Origin of the sequence: Xanthomonas sp. NCPPB 3582 (assembly GCF_041475735.2) — a bacterium.
GTDB lineage: Bacteria > Pseudomonadota > Gammaproteobacteria > Xanthomonadales > Xanthomonadaceae > Xanthomonas > Xanthomonas codiaei.
This window is the reverse complement of record NZ_CM192968.1, coordinates 136746-155232: the sequence shown is the minus strand read 5'-3', so window position 1 is coordinate 155232 and position 18487 is coordinate 136746. Positions and strand designations below refer to the sequence as shown.

The 18487-nt window shown below is 66.7% G+C and carries 13 protein-coding genes and 1 other RNA gene; 6 read left to right on the top strand and 8 right to left on the bottom strand.

The annotated features are described in order from the left end of the window. From manD to ACCQ05_RS00605, 3 genes are read left to right on the top strand one after another with little or no spacing between them, the layout of a single operon-like run. Positions 1 to 1260: a D-mannonate dehydratase ManD gene (gene manD, locus ACCQ05_RS00615; protein WP_372392591.1), complete on the top strand. Its 1260-nt coding sequence runs from the start codon at positions 1 to 3 to the stop codon at positions 1258 to 1260. A 32-nt stretch (positions 1261 to 1292) separates the two neighbouring features. Further along, positions 1293 to 2957, top strand: coding sequence for a glycoside hydrolase family 43 protein (locus ACCQ05_RS00610; protein ID WP_372393861.1), 1665 nt, complete (start codon positions 1293 to 1295; stop codon positions 2955 to 2957). A 2-nt stretch (positions 2958 to 2959) separates the two neighbouring features. Further along, positions 2960 to 5656, top strand: a complete 2697-nt coding sequence (locus ACCQ05_RS00605) for a glycoside hydrolase family 3 protein (RefSeq protein ID WP_372392588.1) — start codon at positions 2960 to 2962, stop codon at positions 5654 to 5656. Positions 5657 to 5725: 69 nt separating this feature from the next. Here ACCQ05_RS00605 and ACCQ05_RS00600 read toward each other — a convergent pair. Further along, a non-coding RNA gene (locus ACCQ05_RS00600) (sX9 sRNA) lies at positions 5726 to 5801 on the bottom strand. Between the two features lie 223 nt (positions 5802 to 6024). Between ACCQ05_RS00600 and ACCQ05_RS00595 the strand changes: the two genes are divergently transcribed. Next, positions 6025 to 7494, top strand: a complete 1470-nt coding sequence (locus tag ACCQ05_RS00595; protein WP_372392586.1) for a mannitol dehydrogenase family protein — start codon at positions 6025 to 6027, stop codon at positions 7492 to 7494. Positions 7495 to 7677: 183 nt separating this feature from the next. Here the strand turns inward: ACCQ05_RS00595 and ACCQ05_RS00590 are convergent, their stop codons facing one another. Together ACCQ05_RS00590 and ACCQ05_RS00585 are read right to left on the bottom strand one after the other, a co-directional pair. Beyond that, positions 7678 to 8067, bottom strand: coding sequence for a bleomycin resistance protein (locus ACCQ05_RS00590; RefSeq protein WP_372392584.1), 390 nt, complete (start codon positions 8065 to 8067; stop codon positions 7678 to 7680). Positions 8068 to 8264: 197 nt separating this feature from the next. After that, positions 8265 to 8687, bottom strand: a complete 423-nt coding sequence (locus ACCQ05_RS00585) for a hypothetical protein (protein WP_372392582.1) — start codon at positions 8685 to 8687, stop codon at positions 8265 to 8267. Between the two features lie 232 nt (positions 8688 to 8919). On the opposite strand from ACCQ05_RS00585, the gene ACCQ05_RS00580 reads away from it, so the two are divergent. Next, entirely contained in the window at positions 8920 to 9078 is a 159-nt protein-coding gene (locus ACCQ05_RS00580; RefSeq protein WP_104541283.1) for a DUF2256 domain-containing protein, read from the top strand. An 84-nt stretch (positions 9079 to 9162) separates the two neighbouring features. Here ACCQ05_RS00580 and ACCQ05_RS00575 read toward each other — a convergent pair whose 3' ends face one another. After that, on the bottom strand, positions 9163 to 10392 hold the full coding sequence (locus tag ACCQ05_RS00575; protein ID WP_372392581.1) for a DNA-binding protein: 1230 nt from the start codon (positions 10390 to 10392) through the stop codon (positions 9163 to 9165). A gap of 50 nt (positions 10393 to 10442) precedes the next feature. On the opposite strand from ACCQ05_RS00575, the gene ACCQ05_RS00570 reads away from it, so the two are divergent. Further along, entirely contained in the window at positions 10443 to 11489 is a 1047-nt protein-coding gene (locus tag ACCQ05_RS00570; RefSeq protein ID WP_372392580.1) for a Kelch repeat-containing protein, read from the top strand. A 19-nt stretch (positions 11490 to 11508) separates the two neighbouring features. On the opposite strand, the gene ACCQ05_RS00565 is transcribed toward ACCQ05_RS00570, so the two are convergent. From ACCQ05_RS00565 to uxaC, 4 genes are all read right to left on the bottom strand, one after another. Further along, a complete protein-coding gene (locus tag ACCQ05_RS00565) occupies positions 11509 to 12546 on the bottom strand; it encodes an SMP-30/gluconolactonase/LRE family protein (protein ID WP_372392578.1) in 1038 nt (345 codons plus the stop codon). A gap of 67 nt (positions 12547 to 12613) precedes the next feature. After that, positions 12614 to 13720, bottom strand: a complete 1107-nt coding sequence (locus tag ACCQ05_RS00560) for an endo-1,4-beta-xylanase (protein WP_372393859.1) — start codon at positions 13718 to 13720, stop codon at positions 12614 to 12616. A 337-nt stretch (positions 13721 to 14057) separates the two neighbouring features. Then, entirely contained in the window at positions 14058 to 16733 is a 2676-nt protein-coding gene (gene galB, locus ACCQ05_RS00555) for a beta-galactosidase GalB (protein WP_372393857.1), read from the bottom strand. 295 nt (positions 16734 to 17028) lie between these two features. Further along, a complete protein-coding gene (gene uxaC / locus ACCQ05_RS00550; RefSeq protein WP_372392577.1) occupies positions 17029 to 18444 on the bottom strand; it encodes a glucuronate isomerase in 1416 nt (471 codons plus the stop codon). Between the last annotated feature and the right edge of the window lie 43 nt (positions 18445 to 18487).

Here is an 18487-nt window from a genome sequence, read left to right as displayed (position 1 = left end):
ATGTCACAGACTTCCGACTCCCCTGCACCGCTGCAAGGTTCTGCCCGCGACCGCGAGATCGTCGAGGCGCGCGTCATCGTCACCTGCCCGGGGCGCAACTTCGTCACCTTGAAGATCCGCACCCGCTCAGGCATCACCGGGCTGGGCGATGCCACGCTCAACGGCCGCGAGCTGGCAGTGGCGGCGTATCTGCAGGAGCATCTGGTGCCGAACCTGATCGGCCGCGATGCCGGGCGCATCGAGGACATCTGGCAGTTCTTCTACCGCGGTGCGTACTGGCGGCGTGGCCCGGTGACGATGAGCGCGATCGCTGCGGTGGACGTGGCGTTGTGGGACATTCTGGGCAAGATGGCCGGCATGCCGTTGTATCAGCTGCTGGGCGGGCGCTCGCGCGAGGGCGCGCTGGTCTATGGCCACGCCAACGGCCGTGACATCGCCGAGACCAGCGATGAGGTGGGCCGCTTCCGCGAGATGGGCTTCATCGCCATCCGCGCGCAATGCGGCGTGCCCGGCATCAAGAAGACCTATGGCATCTCCAGCGGCGGCAAGCCGTACGAGCCGGCCGAAAGCGAATTGCCCACCGAAACCGTGTGGTCCACGCCGCGCTACCTGGGTGTGGTGCCGAAGCTGTTCGAACAACTGCGCAACGACCACGGCGATGAGATCGAGCTGCTGCACGATGCGCACCACCGCCTGACCCCGATCGAGGCCGCGCGCCTGGGCCGCGACCTGGAACCGTACCGGCTGTTCTGGCTGGAAGACGCCACGCCAGCGGAAAACCAGCGTGCGTTCGAGGTGATCCGCCAGCACACGGTCACGCCCCTGGCGGTAGGCGAAGTGTTCAATTCGATCTGGGATTGCAAGCACCTGATCGAACAGCAGCTGATCGACTACATCCGCACCACGATCGTGCACGCCGGCGGCATCACCCACGTGCGGCGGCTGGCCGATTTCGCGGCCTTGCATCAGGTGCGCACCGGCTTCCACGGCGCCACCGACCTGTCGCCGGTATGCATGGGCGCGGCGCTGCACTTCGATACCTGGGTGCCCAACTTCGGCATCCAGGAATACATGTTCCATTCCGACGAGGCCAATGCGGTGTTCCCGCACGACTACGTGTTCCGCGACGGGCGCCTGCACTGCGGCGAAGCCCCGGGGCATGGCGTGGACATCGACGAGGAGCTGGCAGCCAAGTATCCGTACGTGCCCAAGCAGTTGCCCATTGCACGCCTGGAAGACGGCGCGATGTGGGATTGGTGATGCGGCTGTTGCCGGCCGCACTGAGCATGCTGATGGCCGCGCTCGTGCCCGTCGTGGCGCAGGCGCAGGCCAGCGCCGGGGCCGATGTCGCCTTCGATTGGTTCGACTATCGCGGCGACGATGCGGTATTCGCCACGCCGTTGGCAGCCGGTCAATATCGCAACCCGATCCTGGCCGGCTTCTATCCAGACCCCAGCGTCACCCGCGTTGGCGAGCGCTACTACCTGGTCAATTCCACCTTTGCGTATTTCCCGGCGATTCCGGTGTTCGAAAGTCGCGATCTGGTGCACTGGACGCAGGTTGGCAACGTGGTCGAGCGGCGCGAGCAGCTGAACTACGACGGCCTGACCGTCTCGCGCGGCATGTTCGCTGCCAGCATTCGCCACCATGCAGGCGTGTTCTATGTGGTGGGCACCTCGGTCGACAGTGGCGGCAATTTCATTGCCAGCGCCAACGACGCGGCGGGCCCATGGTCGGCGCCGACCTGGCTGCCGACTATCGATGGCATCGACCCATCGTTGTTCTTCGATACCGATGGCAGCGCGTATCTGCTCAACAACGGCCCACCGCAAGGCACGCCGTTGTACGAAGGCCATCGCGCGATCTGGATGCAGCGCTTCGATCTGACCACCCGGCAACCGGTCGGCCCGCGCAAGGTATTGCTCAACGGCGGCGTGGATCTGGCCAGCAAGCCGATCTGGATCGAAGGCCCGCACCTGTATCGACGCGATGGCTGGTACTACCTGTCGTGCGCCGAAGGCGGCACCGGGCCGCAGCACTCGCAGGTGGTGTTGCGCAGCCGCAAGGTGTGGGGGCCGTATATGCCCTCGCCGCACAACCCCATTCTGACCCAGCGCGATCTGCCTGCCGAGCGTGCGCATCCGGTCAGCAATGCCGGCCACGCGGATTTTGTCGAAACACCGGACGGGCAATGGTGGGCCGTATTTCTGGCCAGCCGGCCGTACGCGGGCGAGCGCTACAACACCGGGCGCGAGACGTTTTTGCTGCCGGTGCAGTGGCGCGATGGCTGGCCGTCGATCCTGCCCGCCGGCGCACCGATTCCCTACATCGCCAACGCACCTGCGGGGGCAAGGGCGACTGCCGATCAGGCGCCGCTGTCGGGCAACTTCACCTGGCACGACGACTTCTCTGCCGCTACCTTGCAGCGCGAATGGCTCACCTTGCGCGTGCCCAAGCGCACGGTGGCCGATACGCAGGCACGCGCCGGCTGGCTGACCCTGCATGCAACCGAGCAAGGGCTGGAGGGCAGCGGCACGCCCGCGTTCGTTGCGCGCCGCCAGCAACACACGCGCTTCGACGCCAGTACCGCGCTGGCCGTGCCCACGCAGGCAGGCGTGCAGGCTGGGCTGGCCGCGTTCCAGAACGCCAACGCGTGGTATGCACTGGGTGTGCGCCGCAACGGCGCTGCACTGGAGGTAGTTGTCGACAAGCGCGATGGCACCACCACCACGCTGGCGCGCACCCGCATCCCGGCCACGACCACGCAGTTGCGCCTGCGGATCAGCGGCGATGGTGGCGCCTACAGCTTCGACTACGACGCCAGCGGTGCCGGCTGGCAATCGCTACACCGCAACGACGATGCCGGCTTTCTCAGCACCGCACAGGCCGGCGGCTTCGTCGGCAGCATGATCGGGCCCTTCGCCCGGTTGCAACCAGACCGCACCAAAGAGGACTGACCATGCATTCGCACCCTGCCCGTCTCACCGCCACCCCGCGCCGCACCCTAACGACCGGCCTGCTGCTGGCGATTGCCTTCTTGGCCGTCGGCAACACGCAGGCGGTTGCACCGCCGCCGCCGCCGTATCTGGATACCCAACTGTCGTTCGAGACACGCGCCGCCGATCTGGTGTCGCGCATGACGCTGGAGGAAAAGGCCGCGCAGATGCAGAATGCCGCACCGGCGATCCCGCGCCTGCGGGTGCCCGCCTACGACTGGTGGAACGAGGCCTTGCATGGCGTGGCACGCGCCGGCGGCGCCACGGTGTTTCCACAGGCGATCGGGCTGGCAGCCACCTTCGACACCCCACTGATGGCCGAAGTCGCCACCGCCATCGGCGACGAAGCGCGCGCCAAGCACAACGCGTTCCTGGCGCGCGGCGAGCGCAAGCGCTATCAAGGGCTCACGTTCTGGTCGCCCAACATCAACATCTTCCGCGACCCACGCTGGGGCCGTGGGCAGGAAACCTATGGCGAAGATCCGTTCCTGACCGCCCGCATGGGCGTGACCTTCGTGCAGGGCCTGCAGGCGCAGCAGGGCCCGTATCGCAAGCTCGATGCCACCGCCAAGCATTTCGCCGTGCACAGCGGCCCGGAAGCGGACCGCCACCACTTCGACGTGCATCCCAGCGAACGCGATCTGCACGAAACCTATCTGCCGGCGTTCCAGGCCTTGGTACAGGAAGGCCATGTGGCCGCGGTGATGGGCGCCTACAACCGTGTCAACGGCGAATCCGCCTCGGCCAGCACGCGGCTGGAAGGCATCCTGCGCCGCGACTGGGGTTTCGATGGCTATATCGTCAGCGACTGCGCGGCCATCCGCGACATCTGGCAGAACCACAAGATCGTGCCCACGCCCGAAGCCGCCGCCGCGCTGGGTGTCAAGCACGGCACCGACCTGGATTGCGGCAATACCTATGCCGCGCTTCCCAAAGCGGTGCGCGCCGGCCTGATCGACGAAGCCACCATCGACCGCTCGCTCACGCGGCTGATGACCACGCGCATGCGCTTAGGCATGTTCGACCCGCCGGCCAAGGTACCGTGGGCGCAGATTCCCGCCTCGGTGAATCAATCGCTGCAGCACGATGCGCTGGCCCGGCGCACCGCACGCGAATCGCTGGTGTTGCTGAAGAACGATGGCCTGCTGCCGCTCAAGCCCACGCTCAAGCGCATCGCCGTGGTCGGCCCCACTGCCGACGATCCAATGTCGCTGCTGGGCAATTACTACGGCACGCCCGCCGCGCCGGTCACCATCCTGCAAGGCATCCGCGATGCGGCGCCGCAGGCGGAGGTGGTGTACGCACGTGGCAGCGATCTGGTGGAAGGACGCGAAGATCCCAATGCCGCCGCGCCGATCGACGCGCGCTATCTGCGCCCGGCCGCCGGTGCCAGACAGAACGGATTGACCGGCGAGTACTTCAAGGGACGCAACCTGGCCGGGAAAGCCGTGCTGACCCGCATCGACCCGCGCATCGCCTTCCGCTGGGATCGCAACTCACCCACTGAGGACGCGGTGGGCCGCGGCGAACTGCAGCCCGGGCAGGCCTTGGAGAAAGACGACTTCAGCGTGCGTTGGCACGGGCAGCTGTTACCGCCGGTCACCGGCGACTACGATCTGCAGATCGCCGCCGACGACGGCGTGCGTCTGTACCTGGACGGCAAGTTGCTGATCGACCAGTGGGCCGATGCGCCGCGCATGCGTGGCGGCAATGCCAGCGTGCGCCTGGAAGCCGGCAAGGCCTACGACCTGCGCGTGGAGTATTACGAAGCCACCCGCGACGCCGGCGTGCGCCTGGCCTGGCGCATGCCCGGCGCCAAGCCACCGCTGCAGGAAGCGGTGGATGCCGCGCGCAACGCGGAGGTGGTGGTGTTCGTCGGCGGCCTCACCGGCGATGTCGAAGGCGAGGAGATGGACGTCAACTACCCCGGCTTTGCCGGTGGCGACCGCACCGACACCCGCCTGCCCAAACCGCAGCGCGAGCTGCTGCAGGCACTGCAGGCCACCGGCACGCCGGTGGTGGCGGTACTGACCACCGGCTCTGCACTGGCGGTGGACTGGGCGCAGCAGCATGTGCCGGCGATCCTGCTGGCGTGGTATCCAGGCCAGCGCGGCGGCAGCGCGGTGGGCGATGTGCTGTTCGGCCAGGCCAGCCCCGGGGGCCGCCTGCCGATCACCTTCTACACCGAGGCCGAGCGCCTGCCCGCCTTCGACGACTACGCCATGCGCGGGCGCACCTATCGCTACTTCACCGGCAAGCCGCTGTATCCGTTCGGCCACGGATTGTCGTATACGCAATTTACCTACTCGGACCTGCGCCTGGACCGCACCACCCTCAGCGCCGATGGCACGTTGCGCGCGACGCTGAAGGTGCGCAACACCGGCAAGCGCGCCGGCGACGAAGTGGTGCAGCTGTACCTGCATCCGCTCGACCCCAAGCGCGAGCGGGCCGGCAAGGAGCTGCGTGGGTTTCAACGCCTGACCCTGCAGCCGGGCGAACAGAGCGAGGTCGCCTTCACGCTGAAGGCCGCCGATGCGCTGCGCATCTACGACGAGCAGCGCAAGACCTACGCGGTAGACCCAGGCGCCTACGAGGTGCAGGTCGGCGCCTCCAGCGCCGATATCCGCAGCAAGCAACGCTTTACCGTCACCAACGACTAGCGCTGTCTGAGAACCCCTCACCCTGCGGACATGGCGAACAAACCCTCTGGCCACGATTGTCCTAAGAGCGGCTAACAAAACGTAGCGAGCGGTCGTCAGGTGGGTGCGGACGGCGCGGAGGAACCGCAGTGTACGAGTGGTACATGAGGATTCCGAGCACCGACCGCGCCCGCCTGGCGGCCGCGCAGTAGTTTTGCTAGCTGCTCTAAGCCCCTCTGCCCTCGGGGCGATAAGGCACTGCTTGCGCGCCATTGGCGCGCGTGCCTTGGAGCGCCCGCGCTGCTGGCGCAGGCCGGGGCGCGGAGCGGGTGTTGGGTGAGGGGACGGCGCAGGCGACTCCATCAACTCCCTAGTGCGCGGACACCACGATGCAAGCCCCCCGTCTTTCGCTCGATACCCTTGCCACCCTGACGCCAGCGGTGTCAACGCCCGCTTACGATCCAGCAACCACCACCATCGGCATCGTCCATCTAGGCGCAGGCGCCTTCCACCGCGCCCACCAGGCCGTCTATATCGATGACCTGCTCGCAGACGATCCCGGCTGGGCCATCTGCGCCGTCTCGCTGCACAGCCCGCAGGTGCGCGACGCGTTGCGCCCGCAAGATGGGCTCTACACCCTCGCCCTGCTCGACGAGCACCCGCAGCTGCGCATCATCGGCGCCATCCGCCAGGTGCTGTGCGCCGCCGACGAGCAAGCCGCCGTGCTCGCGCGCCTGGCCGATCCCGCCGTGCGGCTGGTCACCCTCACCGTCACCGAAAAAGGCTATTGCCTGGCCGGCGACACGCTCGACCTGCATCACCCCGACATCGTGCACGACATCGCCAACCCCGCCGCGCCGCGCAGTGCGGTCGGCTATCTGGTGGCCGGCCTGCACCAGCGCATGCAGGCCGGCCTTGCACCGTTCACCGTGCTCAGTTGCGACAACCTCACCGATAACGGCCACCTGCTGCGTCGTGCAGTGCTGCTGCTGGCGCGCCAGCACGATGCCGCGCTGGCGGTGTGGATCGAACAGCAGGTCAGTTTTCCGCGCTCGATGGTCGACAGCATCACCCCGGCCACCGACGAGGCACTGCGCACCCAGGTACAGGCGCAGACCGGCCTGCACGATGCCTGGCCGATCCAGCGCGAGCGCTACAGCCAGTGGGTGATCGAAGACGATTTCTGCAACGGCCGCCCTGACCTGGCGCGCGTCGGCGTGGTGCTCAGCGACGACATCGCCGGGCATGCGCGCGCCAAGCTGCGCCTGCTCAATGCGCCGCACTCCACGCTGGCGTATCTGGGCAGCTTGCTGCAGCTGGAAACCGTTGCCGACGCCATGGCGCATCGGCCGCTGGCGGCGTTCGCCGAGGCGCTGATGCGAGACCACATCGCACCCATGCTGCAACCGATGGAGGGCTTCGACGCGCAGCGCTACAGCGACGCGATTCTTGTGCGCTTCCGCAATCCCGCCATCCGCCATCTGCTTGCGCAGATCGCCTGGGACGGCTCGCAGAAGATTCCGGTGCGCCTGCTCGCCACCATCGACGACGCGCTTGCCGCGGGCCGGCCCATCGACCGCCTCTGCCTGCCGGTCGCCGCGTGGCTGCAGTTCGTGCGCCGGCAGGCGCGCAACGGCGTGGCTCTGGTCGACCCCTTGAGCGATGCGCTGGGCGCGCTGGGGCGTGCAGCCACCGGCGATGCAGACGCTGATATCGCCCGCTTTGTCACGGTGGAAGCCGTGTTCGGCACGCTGGCTGCGGACCCGCGCTTCATCGATGCGCTGACCAGCGGCTATGCCGCGCTGGGCGATGCCACGCCAGGCCGGGTGGACGCTGTCCTTGCTGCGCTGAGTGCCTGAGCGAGGTGATGGAGCCAGGATGGCCGTCGGCGTGTGCGCTGCTCGCTCGACCCAGGTTGCTGCATCGGGCTTGGGTCGCCCGACAGGCAAGGACACCCGGTGCAATCCTTACCTTGCGACTCCACGCATGACGTCGATGGCGGCGCCGACCTGCAATCGAACGCCGCGCGCTTGCAGCAAGGGTCAGTGGTCGCCGATGACCTGCCCGATCCGCAGCAAATTGCCGCTCTCGTCCACGATCGCAAATTCGCGCATGCCCCAGGGCTTGTCGCCCACCGCATCGATCCTTGGAATTCCCCGGGCCGGGAGCGCCGCTGCCTGCATCGCTGCATGGAGGGCATCGACATCGCTTACCCGCAGATAGCAGCCCGCATAGCAGCTCGCCGGATCCAGATCCGGGTGTGCGAAGAAGTGCAGCTCCAGATCGCCGCGCCGCAGGATGGCGTATCCCGCGTCATGCGGATGCGCCTCGCCTTCGAAGCCAAGCCGGTGATAGAACGCCAGCGTCTGCGTGATCGATCGGCTGGGCAGGATCGGGATGGTCTGGTCAGTGGTGTTGGCCTTGGCGTTCATCGTCAACTCGTCTGAAGTGAGGATCGGGTTCAAACCGGTAAGGCATGTGCTGGCCACACAAAGCGCTCAGATGCGCGTGCACCCCGTCACGATGGCTACCCCCAGCTGCCGGGTGTACCAGCTCACCTGCCGCAAGTATCCACCGATGCAGCAGGTGGCTGCATGCCAATGGCCGCAGCAGCGTGTGGCCCCATCGATCACGATGCCCGGACGCCCTGCCTGGCGCCGGACGTGCTGGAAATGCGCATCAGCACCAGCACCAGCAGCACCACGAAGCTCAGCTCCCACACATAGAACGCAGCACCCACGTGGTCGATCATGACCTGATGGCCGGCTTCGTTCCTGTCGAACCGGGTGGCGCGAAAGGTATCCAACCCGATCAGGCAAGCCGCCACCAACAGGGCCGCCGCCATCTTGTCCACCTTGAGCAAATAACACAGCCACGCCAGCAGGAACAACGGATTACTAATCCAGGCCACGCACTGGCCATCGATCACCTGCATCCAGCCGAACAGCAGAATGACGAATCCACCTACGCTGGTGTCGCCGCCATGCAAGGCAGGCAAACACAGCGCAATGCCGTACAGCAGGGCCGATAACACGAGCAGAAACGGTTTCATGGACGTCCTTGTCTGACGATGCGGCCAATGCATGCCGCCGTTTGTGGAGGTGTGGCTCGCATCTGCACAAGCCAGTCTGCGCTCACTATAGACAATGCACGCACGCTTTGGCCGAAACGCCGCCTAGGATGCCCGTGCGTGCCCCAAGTGAAAAACCGGCACGGCGGGACTTCGGTCCGGGACGTCGCCATGACATGCTGGAGCCACACCGCACCGCTTCGGAACCTTCCCCATGGCACCCCACAAGAAGCAGAACTTGCCGGAAAAGGTCTGCGTTCAGTGCGGGCGACCATTTCGCTGGCGCAAGAAGTGGGAAAAGGTGTGGGACCAGGTGAAGTACTGTTCGGATCGGTGCCGCGGCGAGAGCAAGCGACAACGTCCGGTACCGTAGTCTGCGGTCGGCCTGAACCCGGCTGCGCTCACACGCGATGGTGTCCGCACAAACCGGGCCATCCTGATACGCAAGGGCTGGTGGCTAATGCTTGCGTCCGTTCTTCGCAGCGCCCGATCCGCTCGTCTTGCTTCTCGCATTGCCCTTGCGTGCAACGGCCATGTTATCCACCAGATTGGGATAGGGGCGACCCGCTGCCTTGGCGCGCTGTCTGGCCTGTGTCTTCTGCGCTGGAGAAAGCGAACGTTTCCGCGAAGCCCGCTTCGGGGCTGGCGTGTTCCATGGCGCAGAGTCCTTGCCCGCGCCTTTCTTCGCGGTACTGCGCGTGGAAGCGCTCTTGCTGGCCGCAGCTTGGCGAGCGGCAGTCTTTTTTGTTGCGGCTTTCTTTGAAGGACGTTTTTTCGCCGTCGCTTTCCTGGCTGTGGTCTTGCTTGCTGCAGCCTTCTTGGCAGCCGGCTTCCCGGCGGCCGTCGTGCCGCCAGCCTTGCGCACGCCTGTCGATGATGTGCGCTTAGCCACGCTACCGGCCCGCGCTCGTTTGGCCGCGGCTTTTCTTGCTGAGGATTTCTTCGCGGCGGTGGTTCCTCCCGTTGTTGTTGTGGCCTTCTTGGCGGCGGTGTTTGCAGTACGTTTTACCGTCTTCCTTGGCGCGCGTGTCTTCGGACCCCCCGCGTCGGTAGCGGCCGTGCTGCTGGCTCTTGCGGCCTTGCCTGTTGCGCTCTTCGCGTTGGCGGCATCCTCCAGCCGCTGGTACAGCCGTGCAGCCCAGCGCTGGCCTGCATCGCCGCCCCAGAGCAGCCAGGCGATATAACCAGCCGATGGCGCGCTACGGTCGGCCCATCCCTTGCCGTTCTTGTCCACGCTGTGACGCGCGAAGTATGCATGCATGCGCCGGATGGTCTGGGTGGAAAGCGATTTCTGCGCTGACAGATCGCGTGCACGTGCAACGCCGATCGCGGTGCCGCCACGCCCATGCTGCTCGCGCAGCCGCAGTCCGCGTGCCGCGGCGCTGGCCACGTTCTTGGGCGGCGTCGTGGAAATCGCCTGCTTTGCTGGTGTGCGTGCCACAACCCTCTCCTGCTGCATCGAGTTGCCGTAGTGTTCGCATGCGAGGTGCTGCTGCATGTGAAGAGGCTGGCGGCCCGTCAGCGCATGCGCCGCGCCCATCAACGTCGTGCAAGACGCGGGCCTGTCCAATGCGCACACTGCGATGGCGTTCGTTCGGCAAGCCAGCTGCTCGCCCAGCACGCGTGGCACCAGCATCCGCCGTGCCAGCGCTGGCTGCAGATCAGCCTGCTTATGCGAGTGGATCATCGTGCAGGTGTCGTTACACTGGCCTGCCACGGTGACTGGAAGAGTGCTGCATGCGCCTGTTGAAGACCTCGTTCTGCGCGAGCCTGCTTGCTGCCGCGATCGGCACCCTCCCTATGCCGGGTCAGGCGGCCGACAAGGCAGCGCCGGCAGCTGCTCCGGCGCCATCGCAGCAGTCGCGCCAATGGCAGGCGCTGATCACCCGCAACAAGCCGCATGCGCGGCACGAAAACAGCATGGTAGCCATCGGCGATCGCCTGTATCTGGTCGGTGGACGCGACCGGCGCCCGCTGGAGATTTTCGACACCCGCACGCGTCGCTGGTCGCAAGGCAGTGCGCCACCGCTGATGGTGAGCCATGCACAGGCGGTGGTGTCGTCCGGCAAGCTGTATTTCGTGGGCGGCTTTACCGGCGACTATCCCGAAGAAACGTCGCTGACCAATCTGCTGATCTACGATCCCCAGACCGACCGCTGGCAGGTCGGACCAGAGATTCCCAAACAACGCCGCCGCGGTGCTGCCGGCGCCGTGGAGCACGACGGCGTGCTGTATCTGGTCGGCGGCAACACGCGCGGCCATATGAGCGGCTATGTGCCGTGGCTGGATGCCTTCGATACCCGCACACAGCAATGGACGCAGCTGGCCGATGCGCCGCACGCGCGCGACCATTTCCATGCGGTGGTGATCGACGGAAAACTGTATGCCGCCGGTGGGCGCAGGTCGGCGCACGAAAGCGGCAATACCCTGGCGCAAGCCGTCCCGGAGGTCGATGTCTATGACATCGGGCGCGGCACCTGGTCGGTGGCACCGGCCGCATTGCCGACCCAGCGGGCAGGCACTGCCGCCATCGCACGCAATGGCCGGCTGCTGGTCATGGGCGGGGAGAGCACGCAGCAGGTCAAGGCTCACGACGAAGTGGAGGCCTATGACCCCCACGCCGGTATCTGGACCACGCTGGCGGCACTGCCGCAAGGCCGCCATGGCACCCAGGTTGCCGCCATCGACGGCACGCTCTATCTGGCTGCCGGAAGCGCCAACCGTGGCGGCGGCCCGGAGCTGGACGATGTGCTGATGCTGGAGAACGAGCAAGGCACGGACTGATCGCCGCTGCCGGACTGACCTAACGCACGAACTGCACGCCCAGCGACTTGACCCGCACGCGGGTCAGCATCGCGTGCGAGGTCATGTAGAGGGTATGGCCGTCGTTGCCGAAGGCGCAGTTGGAGATGGCCTCGCCGGTTGCGATGCGCCCCAGCCGCTGGCCGGACGGGTCGAACACGATGACACCGCCGGGCCCGGTGGCGAACAGGTGGCCGTCCGACGAGACCGCCATGCCGTCGGGCAGGCCCGGGGCGTCATCGGCGACCAGATCCGAGGCATCGGCGAACACGCGCTTGCCGGTGACGGCACCCTGCGCATCGAGCGCGTAGGCCATCCAGATCGGTCGCTTCGGGTCGGAGTTGGCTACGTACAACGTGCGCTGATCCGGCGACAAGGCGATGCCGTTGGGGAAGCTCAGGCTGTTGTCCAGCAGATGCACGCTACCGTCGGTGTCCAGCCGATATACGCCGTTGTAGCGCAATTCCTTGACCGGAGACTCGTTGAGGCCCTTCAGCCCGTAAGGCGGGTCGGTGAAGAACACCACGCCGTCGCTGCGGCGGACCACATCGTTGGGGCTATTGAAGCGCTTGCCCTCGAAGCTGGTGGCCAGCGGCGTTTTCTTGCGGGTGGCCGGATCGAGCCTGGCCACGATGCGGGTGCCGGAATCGGCCAACAGCACCGTGCCACCGGGCTCGGCATACAGGCCGTTGGCACCCGCCTCGCGCAGCGTGGCCTGCTGCGGTCCGCTGTAGCCGGACGGCGACAGCAGCACCGACAGGCCGGCATCCTCCGACCAGCGATAGAGCTTGTTTTCCGGCACATCGGTAAACAGTAGATAGCCACCCTCGCGCACCCACGCCGGGCCTTCGGACCAGGTGAAGCCTTCGGTGAGCTTCTCGATGCGTGCGTCGGCTGCGACCACCTTGCCAAAGCGCGCATCGAAGCTTTGCAGATGCCCGATGGCGGTGAATCGCGGCGGCGGTGTGTCCTTCTTCGTGCAGGCAGCGATAATGGCCAGCAGCGGAACGGCCAACAACAGATAGGGCGACAAGCGCATCGGCAAGGTCCGGGTTCAAGTACATGCATCATGCCATCATGCGCGCCGTGCATGCTGGCGAACGCGGCTATTGCCCGGCGGCGGCGGGCACCGCCAGCACCGCATCCAGTGCCGGCTTGGGCCGGTGAGCGCGATCGAACAGCAGCGGATAGTTGGTGCGACCGGGCACCGGGTAGTCGTTCTTCCACGACATGCCGTCGGTGACGCCCCACACGCTGACACGCGCCAGCTTGTCGCGCTTGCGCCAGAACAGCGCGAACAGTTCCGCATAACGCTCGGTCAAATGCGCCTGCACCTGCGGCGGCAGTCCAGCGGGATACGGGTCGAGAAAACGCTTGAATTCCGGCAGCTGGAACTGCTTGTGCGCCAGGCCGGTTCCGATCACCTGGCCTTCCTTGGTGATCGGCAATACATCGATGTCCAGCTCGGTGATCATGACCTTGATGCCGAGTGCGGCGTACGCATCGATGGCCGCTTCGATGTCCTGCAGGCTGGGGTAGTTCAGCCCCCAATGTCCCTGCATGCCGACGCCGTCGATGCGGATACCGGCCTGCTGCAACATCCTGACCATGCGCACGATGCCATCGCGCTTGGCCGGGCGCCAGGCATTGAAGTCGTTGTAGTAGAGCTCGGCATCCGGCGCGTAGCGCTGCGCGAAGGCGAAGGCATTGCGCACCACGGTGTCGCCATCGCCCACGCGTTGTACCCAGTTGGTGGCGCGGTAGCTACCGTCTTCGTCGATGATTTCGTTGACCACATCCCAGGCCTGCACCTTGCCGACATAGCGCCCGGCCACCCCTTCGATATGCGCACGCATGCGCTCGACCTGCGCGGCGGAGGTGTTGGGTGCGCCCTGCGCATCGACGAAGAACCACTCCGGGGTCTGGTTGTGCCAGACCAGCGTGTGCCCGATCACAAACATGCGCTGGCGTTGCGCATCGGCGACGAATGCATCGGCGGCAGCGAAGTCGAACACGCCCGGCCGCGGCGCGACGACCTCGGCCTTCATCACGTTCTCCGGCGTGAGCGCATTGAAATGGCAGGCGACCAATGCCGCCGAGGCGGCATCCTTGCCGGAAACGATCTCGGCATTGACCGCCGTCCCCAGCAAGAAGCCCTCGGAGTAGGCAGACTTGAGCGTCACCGCTGCGGGTGCGCACGCCGGCGCTGCCATGGCTGCTGCAGCGATCACGCTCGAGCCGAGCAGCAAGCCGCAGCGCAACAGCCAGGATCGGTGATGCATGGACGTTCTCACTGTCAAAGGGAGTGCCTGGTGGGGGATGCGGCGTGTGCACACCGTTGGGGGAAGGACGGCAGCGGCCGTGCATCGCGCAGTCGCCGGGCACCGCCGGCACGACAGCCCGGATGCGCAACCACAGGCACGTGTTCCGCATCGCCTGTACGCATGGCGCCGTGCATGCGCTCGACGCACCTGCGGTGCGTGCATGCGTGTGTCCTTGGGCCAGCCCAGGCGAGTGAGGGGCCCGCACCGCCGCCGCGCAACACGTGGCTCATTCGGCCTGCACCTGTACACGGGTCGCTTGCAGCGTGTCCGATTCCACATGCAGGGTGATCGGCCCGCGCGCGCCGGTGCGCGCGCGCACGATGGCCAGGCACAGGCCGTTGAAGGCGTTGCGTTGCGCCGAGCCGAACGGCTCCAGGTTGGTGGGGTCGCCGTTGTCGGTGGCCACCAGCTCGCCGGGCCCTTCGATGCGAAAGCGCAGGCGGTCACCCGCGGTCGGTGCAGCGCGGCCCTCGCGATCGAGCAGGCGCACGGTGATGAAGCTCAGGTCCTTGCCATCGCCACGGATGCGGCTGCGGTCTGGCGTGGCCTGCATGCGTGCGGCACGGCCGGCGGTCTGCACGCGGTCGCTGGCCCACGGTGTGCCGTTCCGGTACGCCTGCACGCGCAGTTCGCCGGGCTGGTACACCACCGCGTCCCACCGCAAGCGGTACTGCAGCGGGCCCTTGCGCTTGCGTCCCTGCGAGACGCCATTGACGAATAGCTCGGCCTCGTCGCCGGAGGTGAACACGTGCACCGGGGTGACCTGCCCCTCGCGCCCGGGCCAGCTCCAGTGCGGCAGCAGATGCGCCATCGGCAGGTCCGGGCGCCACCGCGACTGGTACAGCCAGTAGCGGTCCTTGGGAAATCCCGCCAGGTCCAGGATGCCGGAATAGGCGCTGCGCGAGCTGTAGTACGGCGTCGGCTCGCCCAGGTAATCGAAACCGGTCCAGACGAATTCGCCGGCCACGTAGGGGTGCCGGTCCAGCGCCGCGAACACCTTGTCCGCACTGGAACCGAAGTCCACCGCATGCAACTCATACGCGCTGACCTGATGCGCCACCGCATCGCCGCCGCGCCCCTCGCGGACCGGTGCGCTGATGTCCGGGCTCACCGGAAACAGGTACACCCCGCGGCTGCTCAGGGCCGAGGCGGTCTCGCTGCTGAGGATCGCCTTGTGCGGAAACTTCGCATGGAATGCCGGGTATTGCGGCTGCTTGCGAATACGCTCGGTACCTTCGAATTCCGGCGCATCGCGGATGCCCTCGCCCTGGTAGTTGAGGCTGATGACATCCAGCGCGGCCGGCAACGGCATGTCCGGCGAAGCGTAGTTCATCGCCACCGTGGCCGGACGGCTGGGATCCTCGTCGTGCACGATGGCATGCAGGCGGCGCGCGATCGCCGCGCCCTGCTCGCCGGTGTATTGCTCACCGACCTCGTTGCCCACGCTCCACAGCATCACCGAGGGATGATTGCGATCGCGCCGCAACATCGCGCGCAGGTCCGGCTCGTGCCATTGCGGGAACACCAGATGGAAGTCCAGCGGGGTCTTCTTCATCTCCCAGCTGTCGAAGATCTCGTCCACCACCAGCAGGCCCATGCGATCGGTGAGTTCCAGCAGCTCCGGCGCCGGCGGGTTGTGGCTCATGCGGATCGCATTGGCGCCCATCTGCTGCAGCAACTGCAGCTGGCGTTCGGCCGCACGCACATTGAACGCCGCGCCCAGCGCGCCGAGATCATGGTGGTTGTTCACGCCGCGGATGGACACATGCTCACCATTGACCAGCAGGCCCTTGTCGGCATCGAACACGATGCTGCGGATCCCGAACCGGGTGTCGTAGCGGTCCACCAGCTGCCCGTTCTGGTGGACCTCGGTCACCGCCACATAGCGGTGCGGCTGCTGGGTCGGCGGTGGTCCCCACAGCCGCGGATTGGCGATCTGCACAGTGCCTTGCACACGGGCACTGCCGCCGGCAGGCACGGCAATCTGCGTTGCGGCGATCTGCGCGACCGCTTCGCCACTGGGCGTACCACTGGCCGTGTCGAGCACATAGATGGTAGTGCTGACCTGCGCCTGCGCTGCAGTGTGCGCAGCGTTGTCCAGCGTCACGGCCAACTGTACCTGCGCCGATGCCGCCGATACCTGCGGGGTAGTCAGCTGCGTGCCCCAGTGCGCGACATGCAGCGGTGCGGTCTTGGTCAGCCACACATGGCGATACAGCCCGCCGCCGGGATACCAGCGCGCCGAATCGGGCGGGTTGTCCAGGCGGATCGCCAGCTGGTTGCGCCCGCCGACAATCGCATGCGGGGTCAGGTCCACGCGCCAGGAGCTATAGCCGTACGGCCAGCCGCCGACCAGCTTGCCGTTGAGCCAGACGGTGGCATACGACATCGCGCCATCGAGATCGAGAAACAGCGAGCGACCGCGGTCGCTGGCCGGAATTTCCAGGGTCTTGCGGTACCAGCCCACGCCCCAGCTCTGCAGCCGCCCCATGCCGCCATACGGCCCCTCGGCGAGAAACGGCCCGGCTATGGCCCAGTCGTGCGGCAGGTCCACCGCCTGCCAGCGGCTGTCGTCGAAACCTGCCTGCACATAGTCCACGCCGCTGCCTGGGTGGCCGGACGGGCGCCGATGGTGTTGTGCGGGATCGGCGATCAATGCATTGCCGGTTGGCAGGATCCACGGCTTGAGCACCGCGCTCGACGATGCCTGCGGTTGCTGCGCCTGGTCCGGGCGCGCATCGGCCACCTTGCCATCCTCGCTGCGAACGACCTGCGGGCGCACGTCGTAATCGAGCACCACGGTATTTCCCGGCGGATCGCCGCGCTGGAAGCGCCAGCCCGCGTCCAGCGACAGCCGTTCGCGCGGTGCGCTGCCCGGCTGTTGTGCCACTGCATCGGCCATACCGGCTGCATTGAAGCTGCAGACAAGCGCGGCCAGGCCAGCACGCAGCATGCGCGGGAGATGCGGCTGCCGCGTGTCCAGCCGCAGGGCACGGGCGCGCCTGCCGAGGCGGCACAGCAAAACCGCTATCGGTGTGGCGCGCAGTGATGACACATGCGCGCCGCAGGTGTTCGCACGCCCTTGGGCCGCGTCTGTGTGAGGCGATGCAGCTGCAAGGGTCATTGGCACACTCCTCGATGCATTCCACATGCAATGCGCCAGGCGTCGCCTGCGCATGTGATGGGCCTGCCCACCCTCACAGCTTGTAGGCCTGCTTGGGCAGGCGGTAGGCCAGATCCACCGCGATCTCCGCAGCCTCGTCCTCGTCCAGCCGATGCTCGGCCACCAGCGTGGCCAGGAATGCGCTATCCACGCGCCGCGCCACGTCGTGGCGGGCGGGAATCGACAGGAATGCACGCGTATCGTCGTTGAAGCCCACCGTGTTGTAGAAGCCGGCACTGGCCAGGGTCTGCTCGCGAAAGCGCCACATGCCTTCGGGCGCATCGTGGAACCACCAGGCCGGGCCCAGCAGCAATGCCGGGTAATGTCCGGCCAGCGGCGCCAGTTCGCGGCTGTAGCTGGTTTCGTCCAGGGTGAACACGATCAGGCGCAGCCGTGGGTCGTTGCCATACCGACCCAGCAAGGGCTTGAGCGCATGCACATAGTCGGTGCGCATCGGAATGTCGGCGCCCTTGTCGCGGCCGTAGCGCTGGAACAGCGGCTGGTTGTGATTGCGGAAGCAGCCCGGATGCAGCTGCATCACCAGGCCATCGTCCAGGCTCATGCCCGCCATTTCGGTCAGCACCTGGGCACGGAACACCTCGGCCTGCGCCGGGGTCGCGGCGCCGCGCACCACGGTCTCGAACAGGCGGTGCGCCTCGCCCGGCGACAGATCGGCGGTGGCGGCGCTGGGATGGCCGTGGTCGGTGGAGGTGGCGCCGTGCGCGGCAAAGAACGCGCGGCGTTGCCGATGCGCGCGCAGATAGCCCGGCCAGGTCAGCACGTCTTCGCCGGTCAGTGCGCCGAACTGCTGCAGCGCAGCGGCGAACTGCTCGTGCTCCGGGTCCACCACCGGGTCCGGACGGTAGGCGGTCAGCACCCGTCCGGTCCATCCGCTCTGCGCGATGGCGGCGTGGTGCTGCAAGCTATCCAGCGGCGACTCGGTGGTGGCGATCACCTCGATGTTGAAGCGCTCGAACAAGGCACGTGGTGCGAATGCCGGAGTCTGCAGCGCGGCGGTGATGTGGTCGTAATAGTGATCGGCGCTGGCCGCGTCCAGCCGGATGCGCAGATCGAACACCTCGTGGAAGACATGGTTGAGCCACAGCGCCGAGGGCGTGCCGCGTAGCAGCGCGAAGTGCTCGGCGAACACCCGCCAGGCCGCACGCGGGTCCACTGCTGCGCGCGTGCCGTCGGCACGCGGAATGCCCAGCGCATCCAGATCGATACCCTGGCTGTAGAGCATGCGGAACACGTAGTGGTCGGGCACCAGCAGCAGTTCGGTGGCGTTGGCGAATGCTGCATTGGTCGCAAACCAGGCCGGATCGGTGTGCCCATGCGGGCTGATGATCGGCAGCCTGGCGATCTGCGCGTACAGGCGGCGTGCGATCGCACGCGTGCCAGGGTCGGCGGGCAGCAGGCGGTCCTCGTGCAGGGTCAGGGGCAAGGGCATGGACATATGATCAGGACACCGAAGAAAGCCGGAAACGGACGCT